Origin of the sequence: Nonomuraea sp. NPDC046570 (assembly GCF_040645915.1) — a bacterium.
Taxonomy (GTDB): domain Bacteria; phylum Actinomycetota; class Actinomycetes; order Streptosporangiales; family Streptosporangiaceae; genus Nonomuraea.
Genome location: NZ_JBEYZF010000020.1, coordinates 62,559 through 82,967 on the forward strand (window position 1 = coordinate 62,559; position 20,409 = coordinate 82,967).

Sequence of the window (20,409 nt, forward strand, 5' to 3'; positions counted from 1 at the left end):
GACACATCCAACACTGGACACGATATGTCGCGTTGGGCGAAAACTCAAGATGTATCGCGTCTGTCGGGGAGCCATCGGGCGCGGGACAGGGACAAGGCGGCGTGCCGCTCGTAGGTCATCGCGGCCAGCCAGGCTCGGGCGGTGCGATCGGGCGGGGCGGGTACGGCCTGGCCGGTGACGCCGCGCCGTACCTCTGAGGCCCGGTCCGCGAGGGTCTCCAGGAGGGTGGCGGCGGTGGGGAGGTGGTCGCGGCGCAGCCTGGAGGCGGCTCGCCGCACGGTGGCGGTGGCGGCGGGGCCCGCGGTGGTCCGGCCGCCGAGGGCGAGGCGGTCCAGGATTCTGCGCAGCTCGCGGAGCGGGGAGGGGGCGTCGTCGCCGATCGGGGCGAAGGGCGGGGTCATGGGGCCGTTCAGGTCGTCGAAGGCGAGGTTCAGGCCGTCCACGGCGAGCGCGGCCACGGTTGCCCGCGTGGGCAGGATTCTGCCGATCAGCCGGACGCGCCTGCCCGGGGTGGTGGCCAGCCTGCGCAGGTTCTCCTCGCAGGAGGAGAAGGTGTGGTCGCTCGGGGGGACCGCGCGGAGCAGGCCGTACTCCGTCTCCAGCAGCAGGCCGGGGCCCGCGACCGTGGCGTCGAGGAACAGCAGGCGGTCCGCCGAGGTCCAGGCGCGGTCGAGCTGGGCGTCGAGTGGGGTCGTCCACAGGGCGTCCAGTGGGGGCGCGTTCCAGTTCGACGGGCCCTGGGAGGCGGCGGTGGTGGTCCTGCCGCCGCTCAGCCTGCCGTCGGGGCTGGCCGCGGCGTGCTGGGTGAAGATCCGCCGGCGGCTGAGCTGCTCGTGGGAGAGGGACAGCCCGCCGAAGCGCACCCCCGCCCGGTACGCCGCCCGCACCCGCTCCTGCCCGCCCGGCAGGACGTCGCCGACCGTCAGCAGCCTGCCGTCCCCGTCCGCGAGGTACGTGACGGCGCCCGCGTACCCGGACCCGGTGACCACCGCCTCGGTGAACAACCCGTGCAGCACCGTCGGCGCGAGCCCCGTGTGCGAGCGCCTGCCCACCCCCACCTCGGCGGCGGTGACCTCCGGCCTGCCCCCTTCCGGCCCCGCGCCCAGCCGCCACGCGGTCTCCAGCAGCTCGGCCAGCTCGTCGGCGTACCCGGCCAGCGTGAAGTGCGGCCGTTCCGCCGCCAGATCCTGTACGGCCTGCGCCACCGCCGAGGCCGCCGCCGCCACCCGGTGCAGCCCCGCGGCCCGGCACGCGTGCACGGCCCGCAGCACCCGCAGCCTGACGGCCGAACCGGCGTGAGCCGCGCCCGTGGCGAGCAGCGCGGCACCCGCCTCCCACGCCAGAGCGGCGGCGGCCCGCTGGGCGTCGTCCAGCTCGACCTGCTCGGCCCTCACCGCGTCGGTCGTCTCGTCCGGAGGGGGGAGGGGCGCGCTTTCCGGGCTGGGCTCGGCTTCGGCGAGGGGGAGGGCGGTGAGGACGGCCAGGAGGTGGAGGCAGCGGGGGGCCAGCAGGCAGGTGCAGGTCACCTGGGTGAGGGTGGTCACGGGTTCGGTGTGCGGGAGCCGTACCCGCTCGTCGCCCGCGATGACGAGCCAGGTGTCGTCGGATCGTTCCCAGGTCCAGGTCTCGGCGACGGCGGGGGCGGCGTCGAGGCGCTTGCGCACCCGGGCGGGGGCCGCGTCCAAGGTGGCGGCGAGCAGGTCGGGGGTGATGGGCGGGCGGGTCATGCGCGGACTCGTTCGGCGATCCAGGTGGCCAGTTCGGTGGGGGAGAGGGCGGCGACCGGCATTCCGGCCGCGGCCACCCGTTCGGCTACGGCACGGTTGTAGACGGGTTTGCCGGAGTCGTCCAGCGCGGCGAGGCCGAGCAGGTGGGCTCCGGTCTCGGCCAGGGCGCGTACCTCGGCGAGCAGGCGTCCGGTCGAGACGCCCTCGTCGAAGTCCGTCACGACCGCGACGATCGACCTGCGGGGCACGGTCAGCCGCTCCCTGGCGTACCGCAGGCCCGCGCCGATGTCCGTGCCGCCGCCGACCGACACCTCCAACAGGAGGGCCAAGGGGTCGGAGACGCGGGCCGACAGGTCCACCACCTCTGTGGAGAAGGTGATGAACCGGACGCTCAGGGCGGGGACGCCGTGCAGGATCGCGGCGACGACGGCGCTGTAGACGGTCGAGCGCTCCATCGAGCCGGACACGTCCACGCAGATGTGCACATGCCAGTCGGCGCTGCGGCGCGACCTGGTGCGGAACACCGGCCGCTGGGCGATCACCTCCACACCGGCAGGGGTGCGCCGGGCGGTGTGCAGGTTGCGGCGGAGCGTCCGGCCCAGGTCCAGCGGGCCGCCGGGGCGGCCGGTCGGCCTCGGTGTGGTGAGCCCGGCCAGGGCGGGGCGCATCCTGGTGGCCAGGCGCCGGGTCAGCTCGGCGACCAGGCGGGCGATCAGTGGCCGCAGCCGGGCCAGCCTCGCCTCGGGCAGCGCGCCCGCCAGGGCCAGCACCTGCTGGAGGAGGTCGACCGAGGCGGTGACCCGCTCGGGATCCAGCACGCCGAGCGCGTCAGACCGCCCCCGGGCGGCGGCCCTCCCCACCACCTCCTCCCTGACCGTGCCGCCGAACAGCTCTTCCAGCTCCTCGACCCACTCCCTCGCCGACGGGTACGGCTCGCTCGCCCCCGCGCCCCGGCTGCCCTCGCCTCTGCCGCGCCCATACAGATCGTCCAGCGCCCTGGCCACCGCCCGGCTGCCGGGCTCCAGCCGCTCAGGCTCCCTGCCGAGGATGAGCCGCCACCGATCCGGCCCCAACATGGCCCCGGCCTGCGGGTTCGCCACGGTGTCCGCGCCCGGAACCGGTGGGGTGGAGACCGAGTGCGGGTCGAGGGCGAGGGCGGCGGCACGGCCTGCCGCGTCGGCGACGGCCCAGTGGGCGTGGTCGTCCGCGGTGGCCGACAGGACGAGGTCGTCGTCGAGTTCGAGGGCGTCGAGGAGTCTTTGCCTGGAGGCGGGGGAGAGGGCGTCGAACGCCTCACGCAGGGCGGGGAGCCTGGCCAGGAAGCCGTCGTCCGGCCAGGCGTGCACGCGTTCGGTCAGGGTGGCGAGCAGGTCGGCCGAGGCTTCGAGCAGGGGTGCGGCGACCACCAGCGCTCCGGCGAGGCGCGCCGCCGTGTCCGCGCCAGGGGTGGCCGCGCTCGGGACGGCGTCCGCCCAACCGGCGAGCCGGAGGCCGAGGTCCCGCACTGTGTGCGCGCCCGCCACCACCAGTGCCGCGGCGGCGGCCCCCTGGGCCATCGGCGCCCCGGCGGCGGCCATCCGCCGCAACGCCCACACCAGCCTGCCCGCTCCCACCTGGTTCGCACCGCCGGAGTCGAGGATGAGCCGGACGAGTTCGCCCAGGGAGGCGGCGTCGGCTCGGTGGGTGGCGCCGGACAGGCCTTCGAGGGCGGCCACGGCGGCGGTGAGCAGGTGGGCGGAGGCTTCCGGGCAGCCTGGCAGGCCGTCGGGGAGGCCGGGGACCGCGCCTGTGCCGATCCTGGCCACGAGGTGGTGGGCGGTGACCAGCTCGGTCAGGGAGGCGGCCTGGGGGAACTCCGTGGTGAGCCGGTGGAGGAGGTCTTCGGCGAGTTCGGGGAGGGCGCATTCGGCGGCGCGTTCGAGGGTGGCGGGAAGGGGCCGGGGTGGTGAGTCCGGGCGGGGGTCGGTGAGGCTCAGGCGGAGGCGGCCGGTGGCGGCCTGGGGGAGGCTTGGGCCGTACAGGGCGGCGATTTCCAGGGTCGCGGAGGTGAGGGGGCGCCATTCCACCGTCCACGCGCGGCCGAGGGCGTCGGCGCCCGCGACGCCCTCGAGGGGGTGTTCCTCGGCGTAGGCGATTCCGGCGGCGGCCATTCTGGACAGGGTGATGTGGCGGCGGCGGTCCAGGGGGGAGCGGAGCGGGTCCAGGCGCAGGTCGGTGGCCGGGGTGTTGGGGCCGGGGAGGCGGAGTTCGGTCAGCAGGGCCTCGACGTGGGTGCGGAGACCCGCGCGGGGAGCCTCGGGGGCGACGGTGCCGTGGCGGTCGCCGACGAGGACGCGCTCGGCGGCGCGGGCCACGGCACGGGCCCGGCCGAGCGGTTCGCCCTGGGACAGGGCGCTCTCCAGCCCGTCGATGAGTTCACGCCGCCCGGGGGCGGGCAGGCCGCGCAGGGCGGCGAGGTCGCGGGCGAGGCGGTACGCGGCCGAGCCGTCGGGCACTCCGGCGACATGCCCGTCCGCGCGGAGCGTCGCGCAGACCCGCGCGATCATCTCGGCGGCTGCCGCGCCGACCGCCTCCGGGTCCCCTCCCGCCTCGAACACGGCCTGCTGCCAGCCGGGATCGCGAATCCCCGCCGGATAGCCGGACCGGGAGTCCAGCAGGGCGAACGCATACGGCACCAGCGCGGTCACCGTCTCCGGCAGGTCGCGCTGTTCCCTCTCGAACCCGGCATCCGCCTGGAGAAGCGCAGGGGCGTGGAAGGCGCCGACGATCGCGGCCGGGCGGGCGGCGCCGATCTCGGCGATGCGGCGGCGCATCCAGGACTCGCGGGCCAGATCCCGCTCGCCGACCGGTGCGGCGTCCTGGCGCATGGCCCAGCCGACGGCGAGAGCGGCCCGGCGGATCCGTTCCGGGGCCGCGCCGTACGAAGGGGCCTCGACCAGGCGGTCCCAGAGCTCCTCCGGGTCGTCGACGCCGAGGTGGCGCAGCAGCGCCGGGACGACGACGCCCGGTCCTTGGGCGTCGTCGGCGTGCACGGTCAGGTCGATGGCGTGCACGGGAACGCCCCGCGCCCGCGCCCACCGGATCGCCGCCAGTTCGGGCGAGAAGTCGGCGAACGGGTAGAACCCCAGCCGCTCCCCCGAAGGAGACGCCACCGCGAGCGCGACCGGGGCCGTGGTGCCGGGCGACCCCAGCCACTCCAGCCACGGCTCCAGCTCCCCCGGCAGCTCGACGAGCACCGCGTCCGGCGCCGCCGCCTCCAGCAGCGCGGGCATCGCGGCGGCCAGCACCGGCGAATGGTGACGAACCCCCACCAGGTACGGCGAGCGGCACGCGACCAACTCCTCCACCGCCGCCACCGGATCGAGGGTCATGCCTCCTCGCCGATCACGTCCCGCAGCTCGTACAACCGCCGCCACATCCGAGCCCCCGCCTCCGCCCGCCTGCGCACCGTCGAATCCCAGTACGCCAGCAGCTTCCCCTGATCGTCGGGATCGTCCTTGCGCACGACGCCCAGCAGGTACCCGGGCAGCAGCGACAGCGGATCCGTCACCCGCAGGTACGCCGACTGCAGCCCGAGCGACCCGGCCACGGCGACCGCCTCCGCCGTGCTCATCACGGCGGCGGGCCGCTCGACCGGCCAGCCCTCCACGGCCCGCCCCTCCCGCAGGTCGCGGAACGTGGTGACGAGCGCCTCCAGCACGGCGTCGTCCACGCCGAGCTCGCCGCCGTGGCGGGCCAGCGCCGTACCGGCCTCCCTGCGCACCAGCGCGACCTCGGCGGCGAGCGAGCCGATGGGCGGCACCACCTCGAAGTTGAACCGGCGCTTCAGCGCGGCGCTCATCTCCGAGACGCCCCGGTCGCGCAGGTTGGCGGTGGCGATGACGTTGAAGCCCTCGTCGGCGTACTCGGTGGAGCCCAGCTCGGGCACGGCCAGTCGCCGGTCCGACAGCACGGACACGAGCGCGTCCTGCACCTCCGGCAGGCAGCGGGTGATCTCCTCGACCCGGGCGACGGCCCCGGCGCGCATGGCGGCGAGGATCGGGGACGGGGTGAGCGCGTCCGAGGTCGGGCCCTTGGCCAGCAGGAGCTGGTAGTTCCAGCCGTAGCGCAGGTGCTCCTCGGTGGTCCCGGCGGTGCCCTGGACGGTGCGCCCGCTGTCCCCGCTGATCGCCGCCGCGAGCAGCTCCGACAGCATCGACTTGGCGGTGCCGGGCTCGCCGACGAGCAGCAGCGCCCGCTGCCCGGCGAGCGTGACGACCGCCCGCTCGACCAGCGCCCGCTGCCCCACGAACTTGGCGCTGACCGCGCGCCCCGACCCCATCACGAACGACACCACCGCCGACGGCGTCAGCAGCCAGCCGGGCGGGCGCGGCCCGGGGTCGGCGGCGGCCAGGAACGCCAGTTCCTCGGCGTAGCGGACCTCGGCGGGCTGGACCTGCGCGCTCATCGCGGCCCCTCCCCGTCCTGCACCCGACGCCACGCCTCGGCGAACAGCTCGGGCAGTGGCCGCAACGGCAGGAACCGCCGGAGCGGCGCGTCGTCCAGCTCGTACATCGGCGCCTTCCACGTCTCCACCGGCAGGTTGGGCGCCTTGGCCCGGGTCCAGTCGCCGGGCAGGAACACCCCGCGCCCGGCCCGCTCCCGCTTGGCCGCCAGCACCAGCCCCTTCTCCACGAGTACGGCGACCGCCTTCTTGTGCCTGGCCGGGGTCCAGCCGTTCCACATCCTGACATTGCGGTCGGTGGGTTCGAGCAGCGTGAGCAACTGGAGGTACAGCACCGAGGCGTCCTCGCCAAGCCCCACGTCGGCCACCAGCGAGGGGGCGCTGACCAGCGGATTCGCCTCCCACGCGCCTTCCGGCAGCGAGTCCGCCGCAGCCGCCATGGCCGCGTACCCGGGCGAGCGCAGCCGGGCGGCGGCCTCGGCCACGCCCACGCCGCCGTCCCACGGCCTGATCGCCCGGACCACGGCCGAGCGGGCGTCGCCGCCCAGCAGCGCCGGCCGGAAGAACACCTGCGAGCCGCAGACGACGTTCAGCCCGTCGTCCACCGCCGCCCCCCGCGTCAACTCACTCCTGCCCCGGTACGGCTCCGCACCGAACATGGCGCGCAGCTCCTCGTCCTCGTAGACCTGCACGGCCCCGCCGTCGAGCAGCAGCCCGTCCCAGGCGAGCCGCTGCCGCACCAGGCCGAGGGCCGCGCCGATGCCCGCCCGCACCGGATCCCCGCCCGGCAGGCACGAGTACGCCCACGGGATGGCCAGCGCCAGGTCGACCACCAACTGGTCGAGGACGGGCGCGCCCTCGGGACGCGCCAGCCGCACGTCGTACTCGCCGCCCGCGAGCCAGGTCTCGACGTCCCTGGTGAGCGCGGGCGAGTCCGCGGGCGCGACGAGGGCGGCCAGCAGGACGGCGGCGGGCGTGCGCGGCGACAGGGTGGCGACCGCGCGGACGGCCTCCTCCGGCACGCTGACGCGGCGGCCGAAGCGGGCGGTCCACTCGGCGGCCAGCCTCGCCGCCCAGGACCGCAGGTCCCAGTCCTGGGCGGGGTCCTCGGGCATGACCGCGTCGAGCAGGTCGCGGACCTGGGCGGGGGTGAGTTCGCCCAGTTCGGCGAAGCCACTGTCGGCTTCCTTCACCTTGAGTCCGAGCAGCTTGCGAGACTCGCTGCTGAACAGGCTGCGCTGCCAGCTCTGCAGCCCGGCCAGGCCGCCCAGCAGCAGCGCGGCGGCGGGCCCGCTCAGTCCGGTCTCCCGGGAGAGCAGCGCGACCGCCTCGGCGTCCCAGGCCAGGGGGCCGCGCTCGCGGGCGGTGGCCACCAGGGCGCGCAGCCGGTCGGGGGTGGCCCAGCCGGTGGGGATCTCGGTGACGTCGGTGATCTCGCCGGTGCGGGGCGCGGTGCCGTACTCGACGAAGACGCGTTTGCCGGGCTGCCACGGGCCGACCCGGTCCGTGACGAGGTCGAGGGCGATGAAGGCGCCCGCCTCGTCGCGGCGGGCCGCGGGCGCGGGCAGGACGACGAGGCCGCGGCGCAGGCCCGGCTCGGCCAGCCGGGAGTCCGTCCAGGTCTCCAGCAGGTCGAGCAGGGCCAGGCGGTGCTCCTCGGCGATCGCGGCGCAGGTGGCGCGGTAGGCCACCGCGCCCAGCCTGCCGAGCACCCTGGTCCAGTCGAGCGACGCCTCCGGCATGCTCGCCAGCGTGGCCTCGGCGTCCAGCTCGCCGGACAGGAAGCGGGCGGCGATCTCGCTCTGCCGACCGGGGGCGCTGTCGCTGGACCAGCCGTCGTACTCCACCAGGCCGGTCAGCGCGTCGTCGAGCGCGTCCTCGTCGAGGTTGCCGCCGGACACCGCCCGCGCCCGCGCCAGCAGCTCGTCGCGCCTGCGGACCAGGTCGGCGGCCTCGCAGACGACCCCGGCCAGCCCGCGCCGCAGCCGGGGATGGGTCACCTCCGGCAGCCCGGCTTCCGCGTCCTGGAGCAGCGCGCGCACCCCCTCCTCGGAGATCGCGCGCAGCGCCGTCGAGCCGCCGGGGTCACGCGGGCCGAGGAAGTGCCAGTACGCCAGGGGCGGCACGAGCGGGGTGCCGAGCGCCCAGCCCTTCAGGCCCTCCGGCTTCCGGTGGATCTGGCTCGTCAGCACCGACCAGTGCTGGGAGCCGTCCTCGCCGTGCACGCTCGCGGTCCGCTCGCCCGCCACGACCAGCGGATCAGCGGTGCCGGGCAGGTGCAGCAGGGCCGACGGACGCGTCCCGGCCACCTGTGCGGCGCTGCCGTCCACGCCCTCGATCCGGTAGGTGTCGCCGTCGCCGAGGCTCACCCGGAAGCCGATCCGGTCGCCGTCGGTGCCGAGCGGCGTGTGCCGTACCCCTTCGGGCAGGGGGGCGAGCGAGCAGGAGTCGAGCACCCAGCGGTGGCCGTCGGGGAGCGGCGCGTCCTCCAGGAAGGCGGGCAGCGACGTCCGCCCGAGCTGGCCGGTGGCGGGGTCGAGCTCGCGCAGCTCGTTCTTCCACCGTTCGGGCTGGATCCAGAACGTCCCGCCGTCCCAGAACAGCCGCCCGGTCTCGCCGTGGTCGGAGCGGTGGCCGCCCGGGTGCAGGGCCTTCCGGCCGGAGATCCGGTCGCCGTCGGGGGTGAGGAAGTCGTAGCCCGCACCGCCGGAGAGGGTGTGCCAGTGGTACCAGTTGGTCAGCTCGATGACCTCGGTGGGGGTGGAGGACCAGTACATGCGCGCGTCGCCGTAGCTTTCGCTCCAGATGACCCGGAACGCGCCCCCCGAGTAGAGGACCGTGACGTTGTCCGCGGCGGCGGGGACGCGCAGGTCGTGCTCGGCCACCCGGCCGCCGGGCCCGACCGCGATCGCCTTCGCCTTGGTGAACACCGTGAGCACCGGCCAGCTCGCCTCGACCTCGGCCGTCTCGCCCAGCTCGGCGACGGCCTCGTCCAGCACGTCCCACCCGAGCTCGTCCATGATCCCGGCCCGCAGGGTACGGCGCAGCGACACGGCTGGGTCGATGGCCTCGATCGCCTCGCGCACACCGTCCAGCGTGGTCAGGGCGCCGCCGCCGAGGCCGCTCTCCAACCGGCCGAGAGCGGCACCGGTGTCGGCCAGACCGCCGGAGAGCGCGGCGCGGGCCGTTTCGATCAGCCAGTCGCGCGCCAGCGGGCGCAGCACGGGCAGGTCGGTGAGCTCCTCCAGGTGGTCGCCCCGCGCGAAGTCGCCGACCGCGCGGCGCAGCACCCGCGCGTAGCGGGGGTCGGCGGCGATGGCGGACAGGTCGCTCCGGCGCTTGCGCAGCCACGAGCCCAGGCGCAGGACGGCCTGGTCGCTCGGATCGGCGACGGGGACGCCCGCGGCGAGGCAGGCGTCCAGCAGGTCGGCGTCCAGCACGTTGCCGCGCCAGCTCCGGCCGCCGCCTTCGAGGCAGACCGGTTCGCGCAGCTTCGCCGCGGATTCCTTGACCAGGTCCAGGAGCTGGTCGGGCGTGCTGTCGCCGCGCCAGCCGCGCTTGAGGTGGGCGGCCTGCCTGGTCAGCCAGGCGGAGGTGACGTCGTCCAGCGCCCCGGCGTCGCCGAGCAGGTCGAGCCACCAGCCGTCGAGGTCGTCGGCGGTGGGGAATAGGTTGAGCAGCGCGTCCCGCAGCTCGGGAGACCGCTTGGCGGCCTCGACGAGGGCGGCGCGGTAGGACTTCCAGAATCCGGCGGTCACCGACCGCACCGAGGGCACCGCGAGCAGGGTCTCGACCAGCCTGCGGTCCTCGGCGTCCACGTCGAGCCCCGCCGCCTTGGCCAGCTTGCGCAGTTGCTTGGGCAGGTCGCTCCACGGCGGCAGCCCGCCGAGGGTGCGCCGGACCGCCAGCTCGTACAGCTCCTCGTAGGCCGGTCGCGGCTCGTACCGCAGGGCCAGTTCGGCGACGTAGGAGGCGATGGCCTTGACCGGGAGCGCGCCGGCGAAGGCGTACTCCAGGAAGACCGCCCGCCTGGTCTCCTCGTCGACCGGCAGCGCGTACGTGCGCTCGGCCTCCCGGGCCCGGCCGAACATGACCGCGGCCTGCTTGGCCTGGCCGCCCGCGATGAACGCGCGGCCCGCCTGCTCCCAGAACGACGGCAGGTGAGCGTGCGGCAGCTTCGCCGCCACCGCGTCGTACAGCTCGACCGCCGCGCCCGGCCTGGTACGGGCCAGCCTGGCGGCCTTCTCCATCCCCGTCACGGCCGACAGCGCCGTCTTGGCCCGCTGCGGATCGTGCACCAGCGCCCAGGCCGGGTAGCCGAGGCCGCGGCGGCGTCCGGCGGTCAGCGGCTCGCCGGTCTCGGGCGCGGTGAAGCCGAGGAAGGCCAGCGCGCGGTCCTCGCCGGGGGCGAGTGCCTCGCCGACCAGCCGGACCACGGGCCGCTCGCCCAGGTGCGGATGGCGGTAGCGGCGCGCGGAGATCGCCTCCCCGTCCGGGGTGCCGACCGGGGCCAGGCCCGCGTCGAGGAGGGTCGCGTCATTCGTCATCGGTGCTCCTGCCAGCGAAGATCAGCTCAGCCATGCGGATGCCTTCGGACCAGGCGACAGGCCCGACCTGGGCCAGGTCGAGCGGCCGTTCGTCGGCGTCCACCCAGATCAGCTCGCCGGTCAGCGCCTCGTAGTCCGGGGAGTCGGCGCCCAGCCAGTACCGCGCCTGCACCGGCCGCCCGTCGTCGATGACCCGGCAGATCGCGTACCCGCCGCGCACCTGGAACCCGTACCTGGCCGCCCGCGCGACCGCGTGCCGCAACTCGGCGAACCGCCCGTCGGCGTAGTCGCCCACCCTGCCACCCGTACGCCCCTGCCGGTGCCGCACCTCGCGCGACAACTGCGGCACCTGCTGGACGGCCCCCAGCTCCGCGGCGAACTCCCGCAGCTCGTCCAGGTCCTCCAACAGCACCGGATGCGGGATCAGCACCGGCCCCGGCTCCAGCCACTCGGTCTCGGCGTCAAGATTGACGACCCCGATCCGCCCCCCGTCACCCACCTGCCGAAGCAACCCCGGCTCTCCCGAGGGGTACGGCACGAGCACCAGGTCCACCAGCTTGGCCCGCCACGACGGGTCGGGCCACACCTCGGCGATGACCGCGCTCGGCACCGGCAGCGCGCCCAGCATCCACGACTCCACGGTGGCGGCGCACTCGGCCTCGTGCCGGGCGAGGTAGTCGCGCAGGGCGAGCAGATCCTCGGCGGCCCTGCTCTCCCGGGCCGGCTTCGGCACCGATTTCAGCCGCCGCCCCGCGGAGTTCCGGCAGATCAGTGTGGTCCCGTCGAGGGCGATCTCATGAGTGGCCGTGGCCGCTACCCACACCAGGTCGTCAGACATGGCCAGCATCATGACAGACGATCAGGACATTTCCCGTTTCGCCCTATATGGGCTAGTCGTCGTCCTCGTCGTGGCGGGCCAGCCAGGTGGCGAGCCGCTCGACCGGCGTCTCGAACTCCGGGTTCAGATCGACGAACTCACGCAGCCGCTCCCCGAGCCAGAGGATGCTGACCTCCTCCTCGCCCCGGCGCTCGACCAGCTCCTCGATCCCCCGATCGGTGAAATACATCTTGGGGTGTGTCCTTGTCACTCGCGCAGTAGATCGTCGAGACCCTCGACGGCGGCCCAGGCAAACCCTCGACCTTGCCTAACTCTAGCGAGCAGCCCCCTGTCCTCAAGCTCGCGCAGGTCGGTACGCGCGGTCTGCGCCACCACATTGTGACTGGCCGCGTGCGAGGTCACGGTGAGCCGGGTCCTTGCGATGGAGGTGTGTGTGCAGCTCGATGATCATCTGCTGCAGGCTTCGTCACGAGCTGCTAATTCTGGCGCCGTTAACAGCTAATTAGCTGCTAACCAGAGCCCAATTAGCAGCTCGTTTGCCGCTGGAAAGCGAGAACCCCCGCGGCCGTGAGGCTCGCGGGGGTTCCTGGGTGGAGCGGTTAGCCGAACAGTTCCGTGAGGATCTGGTGGAGCTCGTTCTCGTGGGCCGCGTGTGAGCCGGTCGCCGGAGAGCTGTTGGGCGTGCGGGAGACCCGGCTGATGCCACGACCGCCGAACAGGTTCGGGTTCTCGGCGTTCTTCAGCGTGAGGAACGGCCACGGGCCCATGTTGACCGGCTCGTCCTGCGCCCACACCAGGCTCACATCGGAGCCGTAGCGCGACAGCTCGGCGGAGAGCTCGTCGACAGGGAACGGGAAGAGCCGCTCAAGGCGGACGATCGCGACGTCCTCCGTACGACCGGCCTTCTCCCGACCGTTGACCAGGTCGTAGTAGATCTTGCCGGAGCACAGCACGACCTTGGTCACCTTGGCCGGGTCGACGACGGAGTCGCCGATGACCGGCTGGAAGGTGCCGGAGGTGAAGTCGGCCGCCTTGGAGGTGGCCTGCTTGTTGCGCAGCAGCGACTTCGGCGTGAAGACGACCATCGGCTTGTGCCGGCCCGACTCGACCTGCCAGCGCAGCAGGTGGAAGTAGTTGGCCGGGGTGGACGGCTGCGCGACCGTCATGTTGTCGAGCGCGCAGACCTGCAGGAACCGCTCGATGCGGGCCGAGGAGTGGTCAGGCCCCTGGCCCTCGTAGCCGTGCGGCAGCAGCAGCACGACACCCGACTTCTGGCCCCACTTCTGCTCACCGGACGAGATGAACTCGTCGATGATCGTCTGGGCGCCGTTGACGAAGTCGCCGAACTGGGCCTCCCACGCCACCAGGGCGTCGGGACGCTCGACGCTGTAGCCGTACTCGAAGCCCAGGGCCGCGAACTCGCTCAGCAGCGAGTCGTAGATGTAGAGCTTCGTGGTGCCGTCGTTGAACGCCTTGAGCGGGGTGTGCTCCTCGCCGGTGACCCGGTCCACCAGCACCGCGTGGCGCTGGGTGAACGTGCCTCGGCGGGAGTCCTGGCCGACCAGCCGGACCGGGTGGCCGTCGATGAGCAGCGAGCCGAAGGCCAGCGTCTCACCCATGCTCCAGTCGATCTGGTCCTGCTCGACCATCTGACCGCGGCGCTGGATGACCGGCGCCAGACGCGGGTGGATGGTGAAGCCCTCGGGCAGGTTGAGCTGGGTGTCGACGACGCGCTTGAGCGTCTCGTCGGTGATCGCGGTCGGCGTGTCGTCGTGCGACCACTTGACGACCTCCTCGCGCGCCGGCACCACCATCGCACCCGGCTCCAGCGGCTTCTTGCTCGCCTCGCGGGTCTCGGTGAACGCCTGCTCCAGCTTGGCCTGGTAGTCGCGCAGCGCCTGCTCGGCCTCTTCGACCGTGATGTCGCCGCGCCCGATCAGCGCCTCGGTGTAGAGCTTGCGGGTGGAGCGCTTGGCGTCGATCAGGTCGTACATCAGCGGCTGGGTGAAGGCGGGGTTGTCGCCCTCGTTGTGACCGCGGCGGCGGTAGCAGACCATGTCGATGACGACGTCCTTGCGGAACGCCTGCCGGTACTCGAAGGCCAGCTTGCCGACGCGGACGACGGCCTCGGGGTCGTCGCCGTTGACGTGGAAGATCGGCGCCTGGATCATCCGCGCCACGTCGGTCGCGTAGACGGAGCTGCGCGAGGACGCGGGCGAGGTGGTGAAGCCGACCTGGTTGTTGACCACGATGTGGACGGTGCCGCCGGTGCGGTAGCCGCGCAGCTGCGACAGGTTGAGCGTCTCGGCCACCACGCCCTGGCCGGCGAAGGCCGCGTCGCCGTGGACGAGGACGGGAAGGACCGAGAAGCCCTCCTCGCCGCGCTCCAGCAGGTCCTGCTTGGCGCGCACGACGCCCTCCAGGACCGGGTCGACCGCCTCCAGGTGGGACGGGTTGGCCACCACCGACGAGATGATCGTCTTGCCGCCGTGGGCGGTGAACTCGCCCGCGGCGCCGAGGTGGTACTTCACGTCGCCGGAGCCGTGGGCGGTGCGCGGGTCGAGGTTGCCCTCGAACTCGCCGAAGATCTGCCCGTAGGACTTGCCGACGATGTTGGCCAGCACGTTGAGCCTGCCGCGGTGCGCCATGCCGATGACGACCTCGTCGAGGTGCTCGTCCGCCGCCGCGCCGATCACCGAGTCGAGCAGCGGGATCAGCGACTCGCCGCCCTCCAGCGAGAAGCGCTTCTGGCCGACGAACTTCGTCTGCAGGAACGTCTCGAAGGCCTCGGCGGTGTTCAGCCGGGCGAGGATGTGCAGCTGCTCCTCGCGGTCCGGCTTGGCGTGCGCCTTCTCGATGCGCGCCTGGATCCAGGCCCGCTCCTCGGGGTTCTGGATGTGCATGTACTCGATGCCAACGGTGCGGCAGTACGAGTCGCGCAGCACGCCCAGGATCTCGCGCAGCTTCATCAGCGGACGCCCGCCGAAACCACCGGTGGCGAACTCGCGCTCCAGGTCCCACAGGGTCAGCCCGTGTGACTGGATGTCGAGGTCGGGGTGCTTGCGCTGCTTGTACTCCAGCGGGTCGGTCTCGGCCATCAGGTGGCCGCGGACGCGGTAGGCGTGGATCAGCTCGATGACGCGCGCGGACTTGGCCACGTCGTCGTCGTGCGAGGCCGACACGTCCTGCATCCAGCGGACCGGCTCGTACGGGATCCGCAGCGACTCGAAGATCTCGTCGTAGAAGCCGTTCTCACCGAGCAGCAACCGGTGGATCTGGCGCAGGAAGTCGCCCGACTGGGCGCCCTGGATGATCCGGTGGTCGTAGGTGCTGGTGAGGGTCATCACCTTGGAGACGGCGAGCCGGGAGAGCGTGTCGGGCGAGGCGCCCTGGTACTCCGCCGGGTATTCCATCGCGCCGACGCCGATGATCGTGCCCTGTCCGGGCATCAGGCGCGGGACCGAGTGGACCGTGCCGATGGTGCCGGGGTTGGTCAGCGAGATCGAGGTGCCCGCGAAGTCGTCGACGCCGAGCTTGCCGGAGCGGGCCTTGCGGACGACCTCCTCGTAGCCCATCCAGAACTGGCGGAAGTCCATGTCCTCGGCGCCCTTGATGGAGGGCACGAGGAGCTGGCGCTCGCCGTTGCTCTTCTGCACGTCGATCGCCAGGCCGAGGCCCACGTGCTCGGGCTTGACCAGGGTCGGCTTACCGTCGACCTCGGTGTAGGAGTAGTTCATCTCCGGCATGCCCCGCAGCGCCTTGATGACGGCGTAGCCGATCAGGTGCGTGAAGGAGACCTTGCCGCCACGACCGCGCGCGAGGTGATTGTTGATCACGATGCGGTTGTCGATGAGCAGCTTGGCCGGGATGGCCCGGACGCTGGTCGCGGTGGGGACCGACAGAGAGGCGTCCATGTTCGCGACGGTGCGGGCGGCGGCGCCGCGCAGCCTGATCTCCTCGGCGCCCGCGGGCACCGGAGTCGCAGGCTGCTTCGGCTTTTCGACAGGCTTCGGGGTCACCGCAGCCTTGGGTGGAGGGGGGGCGGGCGCGGTAGCAGTGCCGTTGGCCGCCTCCCTGGCCGGGGCGCGCCCCGGGCCGTTGTCAGGGTTGTAGTCAGCGAAGAAGTTCCACCAGGCCTTGTCAACAGACTCCGGGTCCTGGAGGTACTTCTGATACAGCTCGTCGACAAGCCATTCGTTCTGACCGAAGCTTGCCAGCGGGTTTGTCCGCGACGACTCAGACGACACGGCGGAAATCGCCCTCTTCCGCAGATCGGCGTTGATGATAGAGAACCTGTCCAAGGCTACTCGCCTGGACGACAGCATGCGCCTTTGAGGCGAGGCCGCCAGCACTGATCCTCTCAGGACAGGCCAACGCGGTCACGCCCCCCTCGTCAATCTTGGCGGTGCAGTCATTGTTACTGTTTGGTATCAACGTGGTGGCGCGGGTTTTACTTCCCGCTGCCAATGATCCTGGAGGCGATCCGGACGCCCGGCGCGAGCTCGGTGAGCAGGTCGGCCAGCTCCTCGCCGGCGGCCTTCAGCTCCTCCGTCGACATCGGCTCCAGGCGCTCCAGCAGGAAGAGCGCGTTGACCGTCTCCTCGGTGATCCGGGTGCGGACCACCTGGCGCCAGTTCCACCGGCGGCAGGTGACCCCGAGGTCGTCGCGCCAGACGACCTCTCCGGCCTCGGGCGTGCCGAGCGCCTCCTCCGACGGCTCGTCGCCTGCGGCCCTGACCAGCCTGGCGGCCCCCGTGTAGTGGTCGAGGTCCTCGCCGCCGATGGGCAGCACATGCCGGACGCTGACCGAGTTGTAGGCGTCGACCACCTGGTTGATCTCGGGCAGCGGCAGTCTGCGGGCCAGCGCGTCGACCGACGGCCGGGTCCGCGACGGCTTCGCCCCGAACGCGCGGTACGCCTCCCGCCACGCCTCCAGCCGCTCATGGTCATTCGGTACGGCCCGCGCCGAGGCCCCTTCGAGCCAGGCGCGCGAACGCTCGTCGGTCGGGCCGTTGCGCAGTCCGTGCGCGGTCATGGCCAGCACCGCGAAGTCGGGCCTGAGCTCCGCGACGGCGGGATCCACGTAGATGTCGTCGAGCATGCCTGGCAGCTTAGCCACCGCACAGCCGCCCGTCCGGTCACCGGAGGATCCCCTGGCCACGCCGGTGCCGACAGACCGCAAAGAAAGGTTTGCAAATTTCTCTTTGCGGTTCTACTCTCGTCTCATGGACGACTCGTACCGGATCAGTGATCCCCAGGTGCTGAAGGCGGTGACGCACCCGCTGCGGTCGCGGATGCTCGGCCTGCTGCGCGCCGAGGGGCCCGCGACCGCCAGTGAGCTGGGCCGCAAGGTCGGCGAGAGCTCCGGCCTGACCAGCTACCACCTGCGCGAGCTGGCCAAGTACGGCTTCATCGAGGAGGACCCCGAGCAGCGCGACGGCCGGGAGCGGCGCTGGCGGGCCCGGCACCGCTACACCTCATGGGACAACAAGGACATGGCCGCGACACCGGAGGGCCGCGAGGTGCTCGAGGTCATGCGGATGCGCCAGCTTGACGCGCTGGTCCGCTCGGTGCGGTCGTTCGACGCCTCGGCCTGGCCCGCGGAGTGGGGCGACGTCAGCGGGATGAGCGACCTGCTCGTCCGGCTGACGCCGGAAGGGGTGCGGGAGTACTTCCGGCGCATCGACGAGCTCCGCGACGAGATGGAGGAGCGCTACGGCGACGACCCCGCGGCCCAGCAGGTCTACCTCGGGCTCACGGCCTACCCCCGCTCACCGTCCGCACCCGAGGACACGCCCGCGTCCGCCTCCGAAGACTCCGAAGGAGGTGAAGCACGGTGACCCCCAGATCCGCCCGCCGCAGGTACATGCTGGTCAGCTTCCTGACCTGGTTACCGCCCGGCCTGATGATGCCCGCCATGGTGCTGCTGATGCTGGAACGCGGCCTGGGCATCGCCGAGGCCGGTCTCGTCGTCGCCGCCTACTCGCTGGTCATCATCGTGCTCGAACTGCCCACCGGCGGCCTGGCCGACGTGCTCGGCCGCAAGGTGGTGCTCTCCTGCTCGGCCGCCTTCAGCGTGCTGGGCCTCGGCCTGGCCGCCTTCGCCGACTCCCTCTGGCTGTTCCTGGTCTGCTCCGTGTTCAAGGGCGTGGCCAGGGCGCTGTCGAGCGGCCCCGCCGAAGCCTGGTACGTCGACACCGTGCACGCCCTCGAAGGGCCCGGCTCCGACCTCAGGCCCGGCCTGTCCCGGGGTTACACGATGGAGTCGGTGGCGCTGCTCGGCGGCACGCTGGTGGGCGGGTTCGTGCCGCTCGTGGTGCCGGAGCGGATCATCATGCCGCTGGCCGTACCGACGCTGATGGGGTCGGCCGCGGCGGCCGTGCTGCTCGTGGTGGTGCTGTTCGCGATGCCGGAGCCGCCGCATCCGAAGGCGCGCCTGGGCGAGGTACTGCGGGCGGTGCCGGCCACGATCGGGTCGGGGCTGGCGCTGGCCGCCCGGGACGGGGTGCTGCGCCGGTTGATGCTGGCGGGGGTGGCGTTCGGGGCTGCGCTGGTCGCGGTGGAGCTGCTCACCCCGGGGCGGCTGGCCGAGCTGACCGGGGCCGCCGAGTCGGGCGCGACCGTGTACGCGGTGGTCGCGGCGGTCGGGTTCGCGGGTAGCGCGCTGGGTAGCGCGATCGCGCCGTGGGTGGCGCGGGTGGCGCGCACCTCGCCGGGCGGGGCGGCGGCGGGCACGGTGCTGAGCGCACTGTCGCTGGCCGCGCTGGCCGCCACGACCGGCCTGGACGGGGTCGTCGGCGTGGTGGCGGCGGGCGGCGCCTACGCGGTCATGTTCACCGGCCTGTCGGTCAACGGGCTGCTGCGCGCCGAGATGGCCCACCACCGGGTCACCTCCGCCCAGCGCGCCACCACCTCCTCGATGGCCTCGCTCTCCCTGCATGTCGGAGGCGGGCTGGCCAACCTGGGCCTGGCCACGCTGGCCGCCCAGGCGGGCACGGCGACGGCCTGGGGCCTGACCGCGCTGCTGGTGCTGGCCTCGGCGCTGCTGTACGTCAGGATGCCGGGCCGGCCGCTAGAGCCAGCCGTGCTCGCGCGCGAGGAGGAAGGCGTCCGCCCGGCCTGACACGCCGAGCTTGGCGACGATGGCCGCCAGGTAGTTGCGCACCGTGCCGTTGGACAGGTGGGTACGCCTGGCGATCACCGCCACCGGGGTGTCGAACTCCGACAGCCTGAGCACCTCCAGCTCGCGCGGCGTCAGCGGGCACTCGGGCGCGGTCAGCGCGTCGGCGGCCAGCGCCGGGTCGACGTACCGGCCCCCGGCGTGCACCCGGCGGATCACGTCGGCCAGCGTGCCGCCGGGGGAGCCCTTGGGCAGGAACCCCTTGGCCCCCGCGTCCAGGGCGCGCTTGAGCAGCGGCGGCCTGCTGTGCCCGGTGAGGATCACCACCGCGCACGACGGCAGCGCGGTGGCCAGCTCGGCGCTCACGTCGAGGCCGCCCATGGCGGGCATCTCCAGGTCGACCACGGCCACGTCGGGCCGGTGCGCCAGCGCGGCCCGCACGGCGTCCCGGCCGTCGGCGGCCCGCGCCACCACCTCCAGGTCGTCCTCCAGGCCGAGCAGCGCCGCCAGCGCGGCCAGGATCAGGTCCTCGTCGTCGGCGAGCAGCACCCTGATCACAGCACGGCCTCCAGCGTGAACACGCCGCCCTCCAGGCGGGTACGGAGCGAGCCGCCCGACTCGGCGAGCCGCTCGGCCAGGCCGCGCAGCCCGGTGCTGTGCCGGTCGGGCGGGGCGGCGCGGGCGCCGTCGTTGGTCACGGTCATCAGGAACCCATTGTCCCGGCGGGAGATCTCGATCCGGCACCAGGTCGCGGTGCTGTGCCGCAGCACGTTCGTGCTCGCCTCGCGGACGACGGGCGCGAGCCGGTCGGCGGCCTCCTGCGGCAGTTCGCCGCCCGGCAGGCCGACCGTGCAGCGCACCCCGGAGGAGCGCAGCACCCGCTCGATCGCCGCGAGTTGCGCCCGCAGGTCGGTCGCGCGATACCCGTGTACGGCCTGGCGCAGGTCGGCGAGCGCCGAGGCGGCCAGCCGCCGCAGGTCGGCGGCCTCCCGCTCGGCGCGCTCGGGCGCGGAGACGGCCAGCCGTTCGGCGAGTTCGGCCTTGAGCGCGATCAGCGACAGGTCGTGGCCGAGCAGGTCGTGCACGTCCCGGGCGAAGCGCAGCCGCTCCTCGGCCGCCGCCAGCCTGGCCTGGGCCGCCCGGCCCTCCTCGCCTTCCAGCAGCAGGTTCCACAGCCAGACGTGCACGCCGCTGATCGCCACGGTGGACAGCCCGATCAGGGCGGTGATGGTCACGAAGTCGTCGACGGGCCCGCCCACCCACCAGCCGACCCCGGCGGAGACCGCGGTCGCCGCCACCGTCACCGCGACGGCGACCGCCCGGCCCGCCAGCATCGGCGCCGTCGCCACGACGGAGGCGCCGATCCAGGCCCAGGTCTGCCAGTCCGCCCCGCCCACCGGCCCGGCCAGCGGGATCGAGACGAGCGTGGTCACCGCGAACGCGACGACGAACCGCCGATGGATCCCGCCGCTCAGCGCCGGGGTGATCGCCGCGTAGAGGACGCCCGCCTGGGCGGCGGCGAAGGCGGCGATGGCGAGCGCGCCGAGCACGGCGCGCACCGGGCTCGGCTCGCGGAACAGGCCCGCTCCGGGCAGGAGCAGGCTGGCGAGCACGGCCATGCTCAGGGTGCCCAGCGTGACGATTCTGGCCCGGCGTAACCGCGAGTCTGGCACCTGCCGGATTGTAGGCCGTACGGCGGCGCGCCTCCTAGAGCCGGCTGTGCACACAGCACC

General features: G+C 73.4%; 13 protein-coding genes. 2 read left to right on the forward strand and 11 right to left on the reverse strand.

Annotated features, from left to right (window positions below):
• Positions 1 to 44 precede the first annotated feature (44 nt).
• The 9 genes from ABZ911_RS27750 to ABZ911_RS27790 all read right to left on the reverse strand — a co-directional run bounded on the left by ABZ911_RS27750 (position 45) and on the right by ABZ911_RS27790 (position 16,657).
• Positions 45 to 1,727 carry a hypothetical protein gene (locus tag ABZ911_RS27750; protein ID WP_358061934.1) on the reverse strand — a complete coding sequence of 561 codons (1,683 nt, stop codon included), beginning with the start codon at positions 1,725 to 1,727 and terminating at the stop codon, positions 45 to 47.
• On the reverse strand, positions 1,724 to 5,098 hold the full coding sequence (locus ABZ911_RS27755) for a DUF5682 family protein (protein WP_358061937.1): 3,375 nt from the start codon (positions 5,096 to 5,098) through the stop codon (positions 1,724 to 1,726). Before ABZ911_RS27755 ends, ABZ911_RS27750 begins: the two co-directional genes overlap by 4 nt.
• Positions 5,095 to 6,174: an AAA family ATPase gene (locus tag ABZ911_RS27760; protein ID WP_358061940.1), complete on the reverse strand. Its 1,080-nt coding sequence runs from the start codon at positions 6,172 to 6,174 to the stop codon at positions 5,095 to 5,097. Before ABZ911_RS27760 ends, ABZ911_RS27755 begins: the two co-directional genes overlap by 4 nt.
• Entirely contained in the window at positions 6,171 to 10,718 is a 4,548-nt protein-coding gene (locus tag ABZ911_RS27765; protein WP_358061942.1) for a hypothetical protein, read from the reverse strand. Before ABZ911_RS27765 ends, ABZ911_RS27760 begins: the two co-directional genes overlap by 4 nt.
• Positions 10,708 to 11,556, reverse strand: coding sequence for a DUF4132 domain-containing protein (locus ABZ911_RS27770; protein WP_358061945.1), 849 nt, complete (start codon positions 11,554 to 11,556; stop codon positions 10,708 to 10,710). Before ABZ911_RS27770 ends, ABZ911_RS27765 begins: the two co-directional genes overlap by 11 nt.
• Before the next feature lie 52 nt (positions 11,557 to 11,608).
• Entirely contained in the window at positions 11,609 to 11,785 is a 177-nt protein-coding gene (locus ABZ911_RS27775) for a DUF6104 family protein (RefSeq protein ID WP_358062190.1), read from the reverse strand.
• A 17-nt stretch (positions 11,786 to 11,802) separates the two neighbouring features.
• Positions 11,803 to 11,958 (reverse strand): hypothetical protein, encoded by a 156-nt coding sequence (locus ABZ911_RS27780; protein WP_358061948.1) that lies wholly within the window; start codon positions 11,956 to 11,958, stop codon positions 11,803 to 11,805.
• Between the two features lie 197 nt (positions 11,959 to 12,155).
• A complete protein-coding gene (locus tag ABZ911_RS27785; RefSeq protein ID WP_358061951.1) occupies positions 12,156 to 15,803 on the reverse strand; it encodes a multifunctional oxoglutarate decarboxylase/oxoglutarate dehydrogenase thiamine pyrophosphate-binding subunit/dihydrolipoyllysine-residue succinyltransferase subunit in 3,648 nt (1,215 codons plus the stop codon).
• 203 nt (positions 15,804 to 16,006) lie between these two features.
• Entirely contained in the window at positions 16,007 to 16,657 is a 651-nt protein-coding gene (locus ABZ911_RS27790) for a phenylalanine--tRNA ligase beta subunit-related protein (protein WP_358061954.1), read from the reverse strand.
• 124 nt (positions 16,658 to 16,781) lie between these two features.
• Here ABZ911_RS27790 and ABZ911_RS27795 point away from each other — a divergent pair, with 124 nt between their 5' ends.
• Positions 16,782 to 17,396: a helix-turn-helix domain-containing protein gene (locus ABZ911_RS27795; RefSeq protein WP_358061957.1), complete on the forward strand. Its 615-nt coding sequence runs from the start codon at positions 16,782 to 16,784 to the stop codon at positions 17,394 to 17,396.
• Positions 17,393 to 18,679, forward strand: coding sequence for an MFS transporter (locus ABZ911_RS27800; protein WP_358061960.1), 1,287 nt, complete (start codon positions 17,393 to 17,395; stop codon positions 18,677 to 18,679). Before ABZ911_RS27795 ends, ABZ911_RS27800 begins: the two co-directional genes overlap by 4 nt.
• Here ABZ911_RS27800 and ABZ911_RS27805 read toward each other — a convergent pair.
• Together ABZ911_RS27805 and ABZ911_RS27810 are read right to left on the reverse strand one after the other, a co-directional pair.
• Complete coding sequence (locus tag ABZ911_RS27805; protein WP_358061963.1) at positions 18,629 to 19,234, reverse strand: response regulator transcription factor; 606 nt, start codon at positions 19,232 to 19,234, stop codon at positions 18,629 to 18,631. The two genes, ABZ911_RS27800 and ABZ911_RS27805, sit on opposite strands and share 51 nt — an antisense overlap.
• Complete coding sequence (locus ABZ911_RS27810) at positions 19,231 to 20,349, reverse strand: histidine kinase (protein ID WP_358061966.1); 1,119 nt, start codon at positions 20,347 to 20,349, stop codon at positions 19,231 to 19,233. The genes ABZ911_RS27805 and ABZ911_RS27810 overlap by 4 nt, the downstream gene beginning before the upstream one ends.
• Between the last annotated feature and the right edge of the window lie 60 nt (positions 20,350 to 20,409).